This is a genomic window from Neptuniibacter marinus, assembly GCF_965223595.1.
Lineage (GTDB): Bacteria > Pseudomonadota > Gammaproteobacteria > Pseudomonadales > Balneatricaceae > Neptuniibacter > Neptuniibacter marinus.
Genome location: NZ_OZ245004.1, coordinates 3,569,502 through 3,584,018 on the forward strand (window position 1 = coordinate 3,569,502; position 14,517 = coordinate 3,584,018).

General features: G+C 42.9%; 13 protein-coding genes and 1 pseudogene. 1 reads left to right on the top strand and 13 read right to left on the bottom strand.

What is annotated here, in order from left to right; all coding sequences use genetic code 11:
• Positions 1 to 10: 10 nt before the first annotated feature.
• Entirely contained in the window at positions 11 to 547 is a 537-nt protein-coding gene (locus ACOQOE_RS16900) for an outer membrane beta-barrel protein (protein ID WP_303518816.1), read from the bottom strand.
• A 260-nt stretch (positions 548 to 807) separates the two neighbouring features.
• Here ACOQOE_RS16900 and ACOQOE_RS16905 point away from each other — a divergent pair, with 260 nt between their 5' ends.
• A complete protein-coding gene (locus ACOQOE_RS16905; protein WP_420554530.1) occupies positions 808 to 2,970 on the top strand; it encodes a TonB-dependent receptor in 2,163 nt (720 codons plus the stop codon).
• A 178-nt stretch (positions 2,971 to 3,148) separates the two neighbouring features.
• On the opposite strand, the gene ACOQOE_RS16910 is transcribed toward ACOQOE_RS16905, so the two are convergent.
• From ACOQOE_RS16910 to ACOQOE_RS16965, 12 genes and pseudogenes are all read right to left on the bottom strand, one after another.
• Positions 3,149 to 3,409, bottom strand: coding sequence for a hypothetical protein (locus ACOQOE_RS16910; RefSeq protein ID WP_067863284.1), 261 nt, complete (start codon positions 3,407 to 3,409; stop codon positions 3,149 to 3,151).
• Between the two features lie 466 nt (positions 3,410 to 3,875).
• Complete coding sequence (locus ACOQOE_RS16915; protein ID WP_420554531.1) at positions 3,876 to 4,586, bottom strand: energy transducer TonB; 711 nt, start codon at positions 4,584 to 4,586, stop codon at positions 3,876 to 3,878.
• Positions 4,586 to 5,001: pseudogene (locus tag ACOQOE_RS16920) on the bottom strand (ExbD/TolR family protein). Before ACOQOE_RS16920 ends, ACOQOE_RS16915 begins: the two are co-directional and overlap by 1 nt.
• Positions 4,976 to 5,584, bottom strand: coding sequence for a MotA/TolQ/ExbB proton channel family protein (locus ACOQOE_RS16925; RefSeq protein ID WP_420554532.1), 609 nt, complete (start codon positions 5,582 to 5,584; stop codon positions 4,976 to 4,978). The pseudogene ACOQOE_RS16920 and the gene ACOQOE_RS16925 overlap by 26 nt, the downstream one beginning before the upstream one ends.
• Entirely contained in the window at positions 5,581 to 5,868 is a 288-nt protein-coding gene (locus ACOQOE_RS16930) for a sulfite exporter TauE/SafE family protein (protein WP_420554533.1), read from the bottom strand. The genes ACOQOE_RS16925 and ACOQOE_RS16930 overlap by 4 nt, the downstream gene beginning before the upstream one ends.
• A complete protein-coding gene (locus ACOQOE_RS16935) occupies positions 5,865 to 6,299 on the bottom strand; it encodes a sulfite exporter TauE/SafE family protein (RefSeq protein ID WP_420554534.1) in 435 nt (144 codons plus the stop codon). The genes ACOQOE_RS16930 and ACOQOE_RS16935 overlap by 4 nt, the downstream gene beginning before the upstream one ends.
• Positions 6,296 to 7,354, bottom strand: a complete 1,059-nt coding sequence (locus tag ACOQOE_RS16940) for a 4Fe-4S binding protein (protein ID WP_067862516.1) — start codon at positions 7,352 to 7,354, stop codon at positions 6,296 to 6,298. Before ACOQOE_RS16940 ends, ACOQOE_RS16935 begins: the two co-directional genes overlap by 4 nt.
• Entirely contained in the window at positions 7,351 to 8,145 is a 795-nt protein-coding gene (locus tag ACOQOE_RS16945; RefSeq protein ID WP_067862518.1) for a hypothetical protein, read from the bottom strand. The genes ACOQOE_RS16940 and ACOQOE_RS16945 overlap by 4 nt, the downstream gene beginning before the upstream one ends.
• A gap of 144 nt (positions 8,146 to 8,289) precedes the next feature.
• A complete protein-coding gene (locus ACOQOE_RS16950) occupies positions 8,290 to 11,142 on the bottom strand; it encodes a bifunctional diguanylate cyclase/phosphodiesterase (protein ID WP_420554535.1) in 2,853 nt (950 codons plus the stop codon).
• Positions 11,143 to 11,329: 187 nt separating this feature from the next.
• Positions 11,330 to 13,141 carry a V-type ATP synthase subunit A gene (locus ACOQOE_RS16955; RefSeq protein WP_420554536.1) on the bottom strand — a complete coding sequence of 604 codons (1,812 nt, stop codon included), beginning with the start codon at positions 13,139 to 13,141 and terminating at the stop codon, positions 11,330 to 11,332.
• On the bottom strand, positions 13,141 to 13,830 hold the full coding sequence (locus ACOQOE_RS16960) for a DUF2764 family protein (RefSeq protein ID WP_156473642.1): 690 nt from the start codon (positions 13,828 to 13,830) through the stop codon (positions 13,141 to 13,143). Before ACOQOE_RS16960 ends, ACOQOE_RS16955 begins: the two co-directional genes overlap by 1 nt.
• Positions 13,830 to 14,513: an ATPase gene (locus ACOQOE_RS16965; protein WP_067862526.1), complete on the bottom strand. Its 684-nt coding sequence runs from the start codon at positions 14,511 to 14,513 to the stop codon at positions 13,830 to 13,832. The genes ACOQOE_RS16960 and ACOQOE_RS16965 overlap by 1 nt, the downstream gene beginning before the upstream one ends.
• Positions 14,514 to 14,517 lie beyond the last annotated feature (4 nt).

The window sequence follows — 14,517 nt, forward strand, 5'->3', positions numbered from 1 at the left end:
CTATACTCGTTTAGAAGTTATAACTAACACCAAGTGATACCGTATCAATTTGGTCTTCAAAATCCATACGCTCCCACTCTAAACGCACATCTACAGTGTCAGTCACATTATAATTAAACCCAAGTCCATAAAGCACATCTGACTCACTATCAGATACACTTCCTATACCTGCCGCATCAACATTTGCATCAAGACGTGCGACGCCCAACTTGGCGAACACTTCAGCCTTTTCACCCAATGGCAACTTGCCGAGCACCGCTAAAGAAACAGCATCGCCATCAACCGATACCGGAACACCCGAAAGATCAACTGTACTGTCGCCTAAATCTTGGTACGCGAACTCAAGCGCAACGTTTTTATTAAAATTATAACCAGCAAAAAGTTTCCAGCTCGTATCAGAATCATCCGTTACTGTTAAACCTGGAAATGCAGCGTAATCAATCTCAGTTTGACCAACACTACCACCTACATAGAATGCTGAATCAGCCATTGCAGTTTGTGATGCCATACCGGCCATCAAAGCCGTTGCTATAAGTATCTTTCTCACCTAACTATTCCTTAAATAACTATCTATAAAAATGCACTTCATGTGCGCCGTAAAGATACCAATCATAATAACGTCACACCAGCTCTTCAAGTCAAAACTATAATTAATAACATCACAACCATTCATTAATGCTACTAATTAATATAAAAAAAAACCGCGGAACGACCTGCGGCAGGATGCCGCGCGACACTGTGCCACATTGTTAGCGTACTAAAAATCACTTATTTTCCGCGCCAATATATATTTAGGACGGAAATCACATGTCACTATGTCAGCCCCCCTTCCCCACCAAAAAAATAGCTATTCTCATTTCGGCAATGATTGCTCCTCTCTCGGTTTTTGCCGATGAAGACTCAGCCTCAAAAGTAACGACCGAAATAATTCCAGATACGATTACGGTCACAGCTACCCGAGCAGAAAGAAGCTCAGCTGAAGTACCTGAAAGCATTGCGATTGTTGATCAAGCTCGACTCGAACAAGAGAATATGACCAACATTGCCAATGCACTTAAAGGCACACCCGGTGTATTAATTGAATCCACTAGCGGCGGTTATAGCTCACGCATGATAGTCCGTGGCGCAGGATTAAAAGCACAGTACGGTATACGAGAGATCATGGTGCTTAGGGATGGTGTACCTATTACCGATCCTGATAGCTTCACGCGTATGGATTTTATCGACACCCAAGATATTGAACAGATCGAGGTCAGCAAAGGTCCAGGCAATATTTATGCACCGGGCTCTACCGGTGGTGCGATCCATATTATTTCAAAATCGGTTTTTGATGATAGGCGTGATCAAATAAAACTGGGTACTGGTGAATTCGGACAGAGCAACCTTCATCTACGTAAATCATTTATGTCCGAGGAGGGTAATGCACTCGCCATTACTGCATCCCACCGAAAAGCAGATAATGATTGGCGCGAGCATAATGATTTTGAATCCAACCAGTTCAGTATAAAGGGCGGCTTCCTCCCATCAGACAACAGCGAATTAGAGACTGAATTCAGCTATACAAAAGCGCAGCTCAATCTGCCCGGCAGCATGAACGAAAGCCAGTTTGAAGAGTACAAACGCACCGGTAAACAAACAGATAACAGCGACGCCTTTAAAAACTCTGCCCGCAACTCTGAAATCTTCTTTTTCAACAGCCGCCTAAATGTAGATTTGGGCGCCATCACATTGAAACCACGCGTTTACTATAACCACTGGAGTCATTTCCATCCCGTCACGGGCATTATTAATGATACGCCAGGAGTTGATATCTGGGGGACCGATTTAGAACTTGCTTATGCTCATAATCTGCTAGGTAAAGACAATTTAGTCGGCGGTATTACATATCGCCAAGACCGTAATATAGGCGCACAAAAATATGCTTACGCCGATATAGTTACAGCAGGCCCCACCTTAGTCAGCACTCTATCTGATAGAAAGGGTGAATTACTAGAAGAACAAAATGAAATAAATACCGTTTACGGATTCTTTTTGCAGGAAAACCTACGCCCCAACGACAGATTACTAATTGATGCAGGTTTCAGGTTTGATCATATCAAAGTCGAACAAGAAACATGGAATAGCGATACCTCATATAACTATGGCATGGGCGGTTATCTAACAATTCCTGGTAGTGGCGGCAACAGTGAAATGCAACATAGCTTTGATCTGTTCTCACCACGCGTTGGTGTTAGTTATAAACTCAACAACAACCTCACCCTGTTCGGTAACTTGGCGCAAGGCGAGCAAGTGCCGTTTGCAAGCGAGCTCGAAAGCAATTCCGATCTTAAAAACTCAACGAGCCGCAGTTTTGAAGTGGGCTTAAAAGGTCGCGCCTCCAGATGGCAGTTTGACTTAAATGCCTATATCAGCGAAGTAGAAGATGAGATTATTAACGTCCGCACGAACGGCGAAAGCATCTACCAAAATGCAGGTAGCACAGATAAAAAGGGCATAGAGTTTAGCGGTGCATTAAATGTATTAGAGAAACAACTCCCCGGGGAGTTATCACTCGGATTCAATTACGCCTATAGCGACTACACCTATAACGACTTTTCTGAAATTGTTTATAGTATGGGCGTTCCTGATAACTTTGACCGCTCAGGTAATCAGCTACCCTTTGTGCCAAAACACTACTACAGCATCAATGCAAACTATACCCACCCATCTGGCATAAAAGCCCGCTTACAAGCCGACAGCTGGGGCGAATATTATCTAGATAACGCAAATAGCGAAAAATACGGCGGCTATGACTTTGTCACTAGCGTTAATATTGGCTACACAAAAGGTCCTCACGATATCAGCCTAAACATCCAAAACCTATTTGATAAGCGTTACGCTGTGGAAGCACTAAAAGATACTAGTGGTGAAAAAACCTTTTCACCTGGAGCGCCTCGATCAGCCATGCTGAGTTATCGTTATCAATTCTAAATCGTACCTTTAAACCCCCACCAAAAAGTCATCGTAAAAGATGGCTTTTTTTATAAGCTTTTTCAGAAACAGCCCCGCTCCAACTAAAATCAACGCCAAGTAAGCACCCATTCTTCGATCTCACTTAATAATAACGTGAATAGCACCGATCCTAGTTTTCTTACAAAAACACGCCGATCTATTTAACTTTCTCCTGCCATTCCAAATCACCGATTTGAACTTTCAACCATTCAAATCCAATTCGCTTAGCGACGGCTGCCGCCCCATCTAAGCTTTTAAATTCTCGCTCTTTTTTAGAACGCTGAAGCTCAAGTGTAAAAACCTCCTCCTGTTTCGTAACAAATTTAAGCGTCCATCCCCGTGCCATAGAGATAGGCATTGCTTGGCATGAATCAAACACACCCGCCTTAAATAAAAGCCTTACTTCCTTTTCTTGCATTTTCATTTACTCCTTTTGAAGGATCATTTAACTTATATGATTATTATATATTTTATATTGATAAATCACAAATAAATTAAGATAATTATCGACATGTAACCTATTGAAATATAAGAGAAAAAAAAGAAAAACAAGAAGCGCAATACTCTCTTCTTCAAAATAATGTAAGGCATTGAAATATAAGGACTTTATAGGCTTGCTTTGACTTGAAAAGATTTCAATAAAAACAGAAAAACAATGATTAAAAGTAATTACACGAATAATCATAATTAATTTATGAAAAATCAAAAATAAACTGTAAATTTATAAAAAGAGGGGTTAAATAAAGAAGTAATCACTAAAATAAGGCACAAACAGTCCGAAATAGCTGAAGCTGCTCAACTATAAAAACGTCTATCTGTTAGATGGATAAATATGAAAGGAGCAAGTATCTCAGAAGGAAGATACAAACAAAGCGCAGCCAAGGCTATCGGAGAATCTTATACTGCAACGCCAACTCATAATTAAACGAGGCAGCGCCATTTAACAACTCAGAAGGAATAGATATAGGTAAAGATCGCTTGATCGAAGCTAAAGTACTTTTATAAAACAAACGATTTCCATCAATCCACTCAAAACTCTGCAGGTAGCCCTCGTTATTCAAGGTTAAACGGAAGCTCACCCGCCCTTGAATCCCTCGTTTAAGTGCACGACTGGGGTACTGTTTATTTTTGTCTATGCGCCGAACCAACTCAGCAAGCAAACGATCCCGCTGCTCAGCCTTACTTTTAATAGGTAGATCATTTGGCACCACGGACTCAAGCTGAGGCTGAGGCTGAGGCTGAGGCTGAGCAGCCTGATTATCCTTAGACTTTAACGGTTCGGCTGGCTTTGGCTTTGGCTTTGGCTTTGGCTTTGGCTTTGGCTTTGGCTTTGGCTTTGGCTTTGGCTTTTCAATTTTAGGTGGCAATTCGGCAATAGGAACTACCGATTTTTCTAACGCAGAGGTGTTAAGTACGGGGGCGGGTATAGGTTTGGAAACATTGATGCGAACAGCAGCATAACTTGGCATTAACTCCTGCGTTTGCTCCACTTTGGTATGCTGCAGTTTATAGCCAACAACCCCATGAATACCAAGTGAAAAAAGAACGCCTACGGCAAAAATAAGGCGGTGATAAGGTTTAATCGGGACAGACATTAAAGAGGCTCTGTAACTATATCTATGCTAGATATTCCCACCAAGCGTGCACTATCTAATACATGAACAAGCTTGCTATAACTCACCTCTTGATCGGCCTTTAACTGCAAGATTATCTCAGGGTTTTTACCCTGTTCCACCTTCAAACGCTCGCGCAACATATGAGCATGTAAGGCTTCTCCATCAATAAAATAGATTCCCGCCGCATCAATACTCACGGTAACAATGTCCTCAACATGGGTATCCATCGCACTTTCCGCGCTAGGTAGTTGTAACGCAATCTGCTTTCATCAACAAAGTGCGCGGTCAGCATAAAAAACACCAGTAAAAGAAAAACTATATCTATTAATGGGGTTAAATTTAGGATCCCATGCTGTTGAACAGGAGACTTATATCGCACTAACAGCCCCCTCATCCGTAGCTACCTCAGGAACGCTCGACGACTCCAGGTCATGATGATCCAATACTAGCGCAGCCGCTTTTTGCAACCGCCAGTGATAGCGTGCCAGAGCAGACTCAAGAAAGTGCAGAAAGATTAATAACGGAATGGCGACAGCCAACCCAACACCCGTTGTAAGCATCGCCTCCCATATACCACCTGCTAGTGCGGTCGCATCCACCTTACCACCTGCATTTTCAATGACTTGAAACGCTTTTATCATGCCAGCAATAGTACCTAGCAAACCCAACAAAGGTGCAGTGTTTGCTAGAATAGACACAGTTTTAAGGCCCGTTTCAAATACCTTAATCTCGTTATAAATCAGATGGGTAGCGGCCGCTCGAAGCTCAGGCCCATGAGCATGCCGTTTTTGTTTCTGCTGTAATTTAACAACAACTCTTTTTTCAGCGCTCTCCTTCCACTGAGAGATAGGCTGTTCCAGCTTTACCCGTCGTGTAAATAGGAGTTGTAAGTAACGCCCTGCCAAAATAGAAAACCCAATAACGGAATAGGCAACCAAAATCCATACTATAGGTCCGCCTTTATCTATCCACATCATCCTGGAATACCTCGCCATGCCGTATTCACCGCTACTAGAACCAACATTAATGCGCCGGTGCGTGTTAATCCTGCTTGCCACTGAACCAATTGATTTCTCAACTCCTTACCCAGTAACGCCACCCCGTAACGGACTAATAAACTAGGAATCACGATGGCGCCTAAACCAAAGCTAAGAGAAATAGCGCCTCCCCAAACAGGATCTGCACTTTGCGCAGCAGCAGCAAGCAAGCCAAGTAGAGGGATACAAGGATTTAACGCCAACGAGAAACCAAGCATACTCAACTGCCATGCGTTACGTGCATCAAGCGGCTGTGCATCAGAAGCGATAAGATTGTCACTTTTAGACCCAGTAGGTTGATGAACACCGGCACTTGAACATTTTTTTCACCTGCCTGTCGCCACATTTTTAGTGCTAACCACAAGCTAACGACTGCAGCAAAAATGGGCACTAAGGGATGTGCAAGGTAGCTCTTTATAATACCGCCAAGCAATGCAGCACTTGTTCCCATGCATAGATAACCCAAAAGACGACCTGACATGAAAGGCAGTACCACCTCGACAAAAGGTCGCTGAGCGCCAGGCCCAAGTAAAACAGGGCCTAAATAAGGTAAGCAGCTTAGATTACATGGCCCTGTACCAAAGCTAAGGCCGATTAAAAAAGCGGAGAAAGTCGCAGCAACAAACCCTAACTGCAATAGGTCTGCGCTCATCATTTCACTTTCACCGGCTTAGCCAAAGAGTGATCAAAACCAATGAGCTTAACTTTCTCCCATTGAGTTTGGGCTTTTTTACGTCGCTTAAAATACTGAGGAGTAGCGCTAAACACCGGGATATTAAGGTAACGGATTTGCAGAACATCTTTATCTGGACAAAATTCGACACAACGACCGCATAAGGTACAGTCAGGCAAGGTGATATCTTTAGCTTTATCTGTTGCATTGTGATCTGTCTGGAGCTCTTTTATATCCATAGGGCAAGCTTCAGCGCAAAGGCCGCACTTATCACAGCGCGAAGACCCCTTCTTAACTAAACGAACAAAACCCATCTTGCGAAACACTGCATGCATCGCCAACAAAGGACAGATACGGCAAAACGGCTGACGCAAGGTCATGGACATAGCGATAACCAAACCAAAAAGAAAATCACCTAAGATAGACAGCACCATATAGCTAGGAGTCGAAATATCAACAAACAACTGCTCATCACTACCTGTAAACAGTGTTGTCAGAATACGGCTAGGGCATATTTGGCAGAAGGGGTCACCCCACTCATCACTCAGAAAACCTAAACTGGTCAATGCTGGTAGGCCAAACACTAATCCACCGAGCATAAGCCACTTAATAGGCCTTACTTTATCCACAGCACCGTGGGACAAACTTTTCACTTGGCGCAATCCCAGCTTTTGACCAATAAGCCCCATCACCTCTTGGAAAAAACCCAAAGGGCAGACCCAACCACAAAAGGCCTTGTTAAGAAGTACAAACATCATTAAAAAAGTAACGATCGTTGTACCCACCGGTAGCAACAATTTCAAATAATCACCGCTATCAACTGCAGGCCCCAAACGATGATGAAACTGATGCTGTAATGGAATAAGAGCACAGTAATCAGCGTTCATAGAATCATACGCGCAGCTTAATGATGGCAAAGCACCGGAGAGCTTATCCGCCGCATAGAAACCAACAACCGTCGACCCATAAACCAAGAAAACAAACATAAATAACTGCACAAAACGCCGCAGTACCGTTAGGTTTTTCAACGTATTCACTTCACTTTTCTCCTGCTATGCTCAGGTAAACGGCGATTAATAACAAAACCAAAAACAATGCCAGCAAGGGCAACACCTGCACCTAAACTGACACTTTTCCAACTTGTTTCGCTAGCGTGGTAAGCGGTAGTTAAACTTGCCTCATAAGTAACGCCATCTTTCTCCACCGCACTAAACATTTGCAACTCAGCAGCGGGGGTAGCACGTTTAAGCGGCACTATTTCTGGAAAATCTTCCGGTGTAAACAGCTGCACACGGCCTTCATCATCGGTATGTACCACTTTATTACTACCTAAGGTGGTAGTAGCGAGCAAAGGGTGATCAGCCAAAGGAGCGCCATCCAAAATCACATTAAAGTTATACGTCTTTAAGCTTTCATAGCGCCAATGCTCTCTTGGCAAGGGAGAGGGGATTATTTGCAAACCACCCAATTCAACAGCGAGAAGATCAGAGGGAGATGTACTAACTGGACGGCCGTTGTTATAAATATATCGAACCGCTAGACTCTGAAAATTATCACTCTTTTGACGAGCCACTAGCGCGTGATAACTATCTTTCCCAGTCGGTTTCAGTGTAACGATACTGTTCTTTTTATCTAAGGGAGCGGACACTAAATCCGAATGAATAAATTCGATAACAGAACTAAACTCAGGCTGCTCACCCATCAACTGAAACTGCTTAGCTTGACGGCCATGACCTGAAGAGTGAGTTTGCTCTACCGGTTGCCAATAGATATTAGCGACTGACGAGGTAGTTACAAAGAGAAGTAAAGAAGGTAGATATTTACTCATAGAAAAATAGCCACAAGAGTTGAATTGCGGCGATTTTAACTAAAGAGGAGTAATTATAAATGTGACCCAATGCCACATGTGACAATTAGTCACAGTCTGAAAATGACGGCTCTGCTATATAAGGTATAGCCCCTAAACATTTTTTTAAGAGAAGTGTTTCTGCTCAAACTCCTTAACTGGAATCGGCTTTTCATAAAGGAAACCTTGCCCCTCAACACAACCGACATCAGCCAGAAACTTCACCTGTTCGATCGTTTCAATACCTTCTGCTACGGTAACTAAACCAAAATGATGTGCCACATCAATAATCGCCGATGTGATAGCTGCATCATCTTTATCATGGGGAAGATCACTAATAAATGCGCGATCGATTTTGAGCTGATCCAGATTAAAACGTTTTAAGTAGGCCATACTTGAATAGCCCGTACCAAAATCATCTAACGACAGTTGAACACCCAGATTCTTTAGCTCTTGAAGCAACACTAAAGTCGCTTCTTCATTTTGCATCAATGTGCTCTCTGTAATTTCTATAACAAGAGCATTTGCAGCCAGACCCGACTCACTTAAAGCACTACGGACCTCATCAACCAGTTCCGGTCTAAACTGCCGTACAGATACATTTACGGACATTGTGATCTTGGCATTATATTGTTCTGACCATTTGGCTGCTTGAAGACAGGCTTGCTCTAGCACCCAACGGCCGATTTGAATTATCAACCCTGTCTCTTCTGATAAAGGAATAAAAGCATCCGGTGAAACCAGTCCTTGTATTGGATGCTGCCAACGAATAAGAGCCTCACAACCAACCAACTGATTATCTTGCAAACAAAACTGGGGTTGATAAAACAACTCAAACTCTTTGTTCTTTATCGCTTTACGAAGCTCTGTTTCAATATGCAAACGTTGAGATGCTTGATGATTCATCTCAGCAGTAAAGAATTGATAGTTATTGCGGCCTTGAGCTTTAGCAAAATGCACAGCAGCATCAGCATTTCTTAATAGCTCATCAAAACTTAATCCATCATTAGGGTAAACAGAAATACCTATGCTTGGCGTGACCGTTAAATGACTATCATTCTCTAATGGCCTAGAGACTTCATGTAAAATACGTTCCGATAGACTAACTGCTGACTCTAAGTGGTCTAACTCTGACATAAGGATCACAAATTCATCCCCACTTAAACGACTTACGGTGTCTCCTTCTCTGAGTAAAGACTTCAGACGTTTAGCTATTTTTTGTAGGATTTCATCCCCAAAACCATGCCCTAAACTATCGTTAATATTCTTAAAATGGTCTAAATCTATATAAAGCAGCGCAAATTGTTGCTCACCTTTTTGCTTACTAACACTGATCGTTTGATCCACTCTGTGACCAACAAGTCGCCGATTAGGTAAGTTTGTCAAAGGGTCATAATCAGAGAGGTACGCTAATTTTTTCTCTACAGCTTTTCTTTCCGTCAAATCAGAAATGGAAGCTATATAGTTACGGACATTATCCATCTCATCGACAAAGGTACTAATTGCCAACCATTGCGGGAAAACTTCTCCGTTTTTCCTGCGGTTCCAAATCTCTCCACTCCACTGCCCATACTCTTTAAGCTGAGTCCACATATTGCTATAAAAGTCTTTATCATGCCGTCCTGAGCGCAAAAAGTTGGGGTTTTTATTCATAACATCAGCAGAGCTATACCCTGTGATCGCAGCGAATGCATTGTTTACTGCAATAATTCTATTGTCGGCGTTAGTCACCATAATGCCCTCACTGGCATTATGAAAAACCCGTGACGCTAACTCTAATTGATCCGCATTTTGATAAAGCTCTTTCTGCTTTTGCTCAAGATCACGATGATACTGCGTGAACTTTCTTTTCATCCACTGAGAAAAGATAAAGGATAGACTCAGCGTTATAATTGCCACAATAATAAGAAATATATATAACTGATCGCGATCTTCTTTTTGTGTTTTCGCCAATAGAGCCTTCTGCTCCTGCAGCAGATCTTCAACTTCCTTAGGATAAAAGCCTGCAATAAGGATCAAATCCAATTGCTCTATACTTCGCACTAAAGACTTTTTCGGATACGGGCCTCCTCCGTCGGGAAGAAACCAATCGTAATTAATAAAACCACCTCCTTGTTTAGCCACCCTAAGTGCTTTAGTGATGATATTTTTTTCTAGTTCATTGATCTCTTTATTGGCCGTATGGCCAGCTTGATAACTCACGCCTGATGTAGATAAAACCTTACCTTTATTATCGACGACCAATATATAGCCATACTTACCGAAATGGACTGCCTGTAAACGTTTTATTGCTTGCTGCTTCAAATCGTTTTCAATAAAGGAAAGGTAATCCCCTGTTCCAATAATCCATTCATAAGGTTCAAAGGTTTTAACAAAGGTTAGCTTTTCACGCATAGTGTCTGTTTTAGATGAGGGATACCAGCGATAACGAGAGTAACCTTCCCCCTCATCATTATCAACGGCAGCCAATAGACCACGCATAATATAGTGCCCAGTATCATCTTGGTTATTATATAACGAGCGCCCTTCGGCCGATGGTGAGGTAGGTAACAAAATGCACGTGCCATCTTTATCATCAATAAAGATATAACCACGTCCATTAAAAAAACGAAGACCCCTTAATGATTCGCGAATAAGCGCTTTTATTTCAGCGGCTGGTCTACTCCCATGCTCCCGCTCATAAATGGTTGTTGCCACCAAATGGGCTTTTAATACTTCAGCGCGTGCTTGTTCTTTTAGTACATCTTCAGCTTGAGCGATAACATAACGTATATAGTCCTCCGCACTGTCAATTTCCGAAACAACACGATCTTGTCCCTTTTTTAAAAACTCCTGTTCAAGAGCAAAAAGGCGATGACTATTGTCAGTATGATTTTTAATCAAGAAATGCGATGCAACTATAACTAATAGAGCTACAGCTATAGCTACAGTCCCAAGTAATAGAAATCGGGGAAATGCATGTATTTGATTTTGAGGCATAAATTACTGAGACACCGATCCGATATAGGCAGTTAGTTTCGTATCTACGATCACAATCCTATGAAACGCACATCATCTAAGCGTTTGGGATCTGCTTGATGCAGGCCAGATTGGCCGATTCTACCAGAAACCATTCAAACTAAGGATGAATGGTCGGTTTATTTATTGATACAGATCAACAAAACCACTAGGGTTTTGTTAAGTGTTCAATTTCTGCGTAATACCGACGAAAATCGGGACTATCTGAGCGACTATAATTTAAGTTTTTAAACAAGCTCGTCAGTTTCACAAAGTGATCCCTGACCTCCGTTTTATCTTTAAACACTGCAGGTGCAAACAAGCAAGCACGTAGCAATTGAAAGGTATCTTTCTGTCTCAATAAAGGCACGGATATATCTACATCATCAAATGCATCTTGCTGGAGGTAAACTTGATCTAAACAGATCGACTTGTGGTACAAAACATAGTCATCTAGCGTTACCCCTTCCTCCCCAGTCACTTGCATCATCTGTTGAACAGACTCGCCTTCACTTAATAAAAGCTGCATCTCTTTGACTTGATCAACCCAGCCCTCACCTAAATTCTCTTTATACCAAACAGAGATCTGATCTAAATAACGAGACCACGAAATTAAAGGATCAACCGCAGGATATGCACGTTTATAAGCACGTTCAGCACTTAAGCCAAGAAATGCTTTAACCGTTCTTAAGGTCGATTGAGTCACCGGTTCCTCAAAGTTACCGCCCGCAGGAGAGACCGTACCGATCAAAGTCAGGCTACCTAAATCACCTGCATTATTCTGAATAACACCTGCTCTTTCATAAAGTGCGCGTATAGCAGAATCCAGATACGCAGGGAAAGCCTCTTCACCTGGAATCTCCTCTAAACGACCAGAGGTTTCACGCATCGCTTGTGCCCAGCGAGAGGTGGAGTCAGCGATGACAAGCACGTTATATCCCATCTGACGATAGTATTCGCTGATGGTTATACCTGTATAAATTGATGCTTCTCGTGCAGCTACGGGCATTGACGATGTATTACAAATAATAACGGTACGATCCATAAGTGAGCCACCTTTAGGATCGGACATATTTGGAAACTCGGTGATCGTCTCAACAACCTCACCTGCACGCTCACCACAGGCAACAATAACCACTATATCTACATCAGAAAAACGAGAAATAAGGCTTTGTAGTACGGTTTTACCCGCACCAAATGGACCTGGAATACAGGCTGTACCGCCACGGGCGATAGGGAAAAAAGTATCGATTAATCGTATTGATGTTAACAGCGGCTTATCAGGATATTGGCGTACACTCTTACCACTTCTTAACAATGGCTGGCTTACCGGTACACGAACAGGCCATTTTTGCTGCATGGAGACTTCCATCTCCTCTGCATCATCAGTTACGCGAAGACGGGCAACAGGCGTATCGACTGTAAATGTTCCCTCTTGGATCCAGCTCACTTCAGCACAATCTTGTAGATCAAAAGGAGCCATGATGTGATGCTTGAAGCGCCCCTCTTGCACATGACCAATAACATCACCCGCTTCCACTTTATCGCCAATCTTCACGCAAGGCTGAAAAGCCCAATGCTGCTGTCGATCTATTCCGTCAACTTCCAAACCACGCGGCAGAAAAAAACCATGCTTTGAAGCTATATTTTCAAGAGGGTTTTGCAAACCATCATAAACCTGTCCAAGCAACCCTGGTCCTAAAGTAACCGACAGCATATGCCCGCTTTGCGTGACATCATCACCTACAGCAACCCCACGGGTATTCTCAAAAACTTGCACATCCGCCTCACCATGACGTACACGGAGAACCTCAGCCTGCAACGCTTCTTGCCGCCCTCCCTTACCAAGTCGTGTAGGGCAAATATGAACCATTTCATTCTTTAAAATAGGGAAGTAATCACCATCGTTACCTTTAAGCAATTTAATTGTAACAATGTCGTCCCTTACCGCCACAACCTGCGCTGTAATATGCTGATTCACTAATTATTCCCCTGTAATAACTGCTGATTCAAACCAGAAAGTTCTAACAACACACTGCGCGACTTATTAAACGTGTCTACGGCTTTATCACCGTCATATCGTAAACAGCGTTCGGCAATTGCCCAGCGCAAAACAAAGCAGGCGAGTGCCTCAAAGCTAAAGTGATGGCTATGCTCTGCCTGACGTAAACTTGTCCATAATTGCTGATTATAATATTGCTCTACAAGCATTGGCTTTTCTTTGCTCATTAAACGCTGCAACTGCAATAGCTGAGGACATACACGATCTAATCCAAAACCTGGCTCAAACCAATGCTTCTTAATCAATTGAACCCAGCGTCCGGCACCATGGAACTGCGAAGGATCATCTAAACCTACGGCTCGACACCTCAAAGCAGCCAGCAAGGTTTTTAGCTCCATCTGATAGTTAATCAACTCCAACATAACTGGGGACTCGACCTTGCTCATATCGGCCTTCCACTGAGCAATCAGATCTTTATCCGTCAACATAATGTAATGATCAATAATCGGATGAAATAGCGCTTCAATATTAGCCAACTGTGCGCTGCCTTCGTCTGACAACATGGTCAACCGACGATCTAAAGCAATCCGCGAAATAGGCAGCTGAGTACACTGCTCCAGTTCCGGCAGCCATGGTAGCGCCGTCATCAGCGTATAGTAATCCGACACTATCGAATCACTCCCTCAATGATCGCCCTAAATCGAGGCTGTAGATGTTTCAATAGAAGCTTAGCAACCGCCTCACTACTTAAATCAATCTCTACCTCTTGCCCACTCAAGCAGACCCTTATGCCCTTACCTTCATGCAGTTCAAAATTAACCCCTGCCCGCATCTGCTCAGCCGCTAAGGACTGGACAAACTGACTAAGCTTACCTTCGCGGTACTCTTTAGGGTTTCTTCGTAGTTCATCTAAACCGATAAAGTCTTCAGGCAGTAAAACATCAATCGCTTTCGCCTGTGAAATCCCTTGATCACTACTGACCTTAGCCACCAACTCTAAAATAAGGCTACGCATAAAAGCAGGGTTATCCATTTGAGTCGCAACTAACCGCTCAACTTGATCAGTAAAGGAGTGTGATAAAGTTTCTCTCACCTCAAGATGCATATCTCGCACAGCGATACGCAATGCATCTTCACCGGCTTGCTTAAGCTGTGCAGCCTCTTTCTTGGCCTTACTTAAAATAAGATCCGCTTCCTGCTTCGCTTGTGCAAGCAGCCAGTCCGCACGATGCTCAGCTTCTTCAACTAAGCGTTCCGCTTCATGTTGACCTTTTTGCACCCCTTGCTGACGTAGTTTTTCAATCAGATCCTCTACACCGGAAGAGGCTTGCGTTTTATGCTCGTTATTCATATTG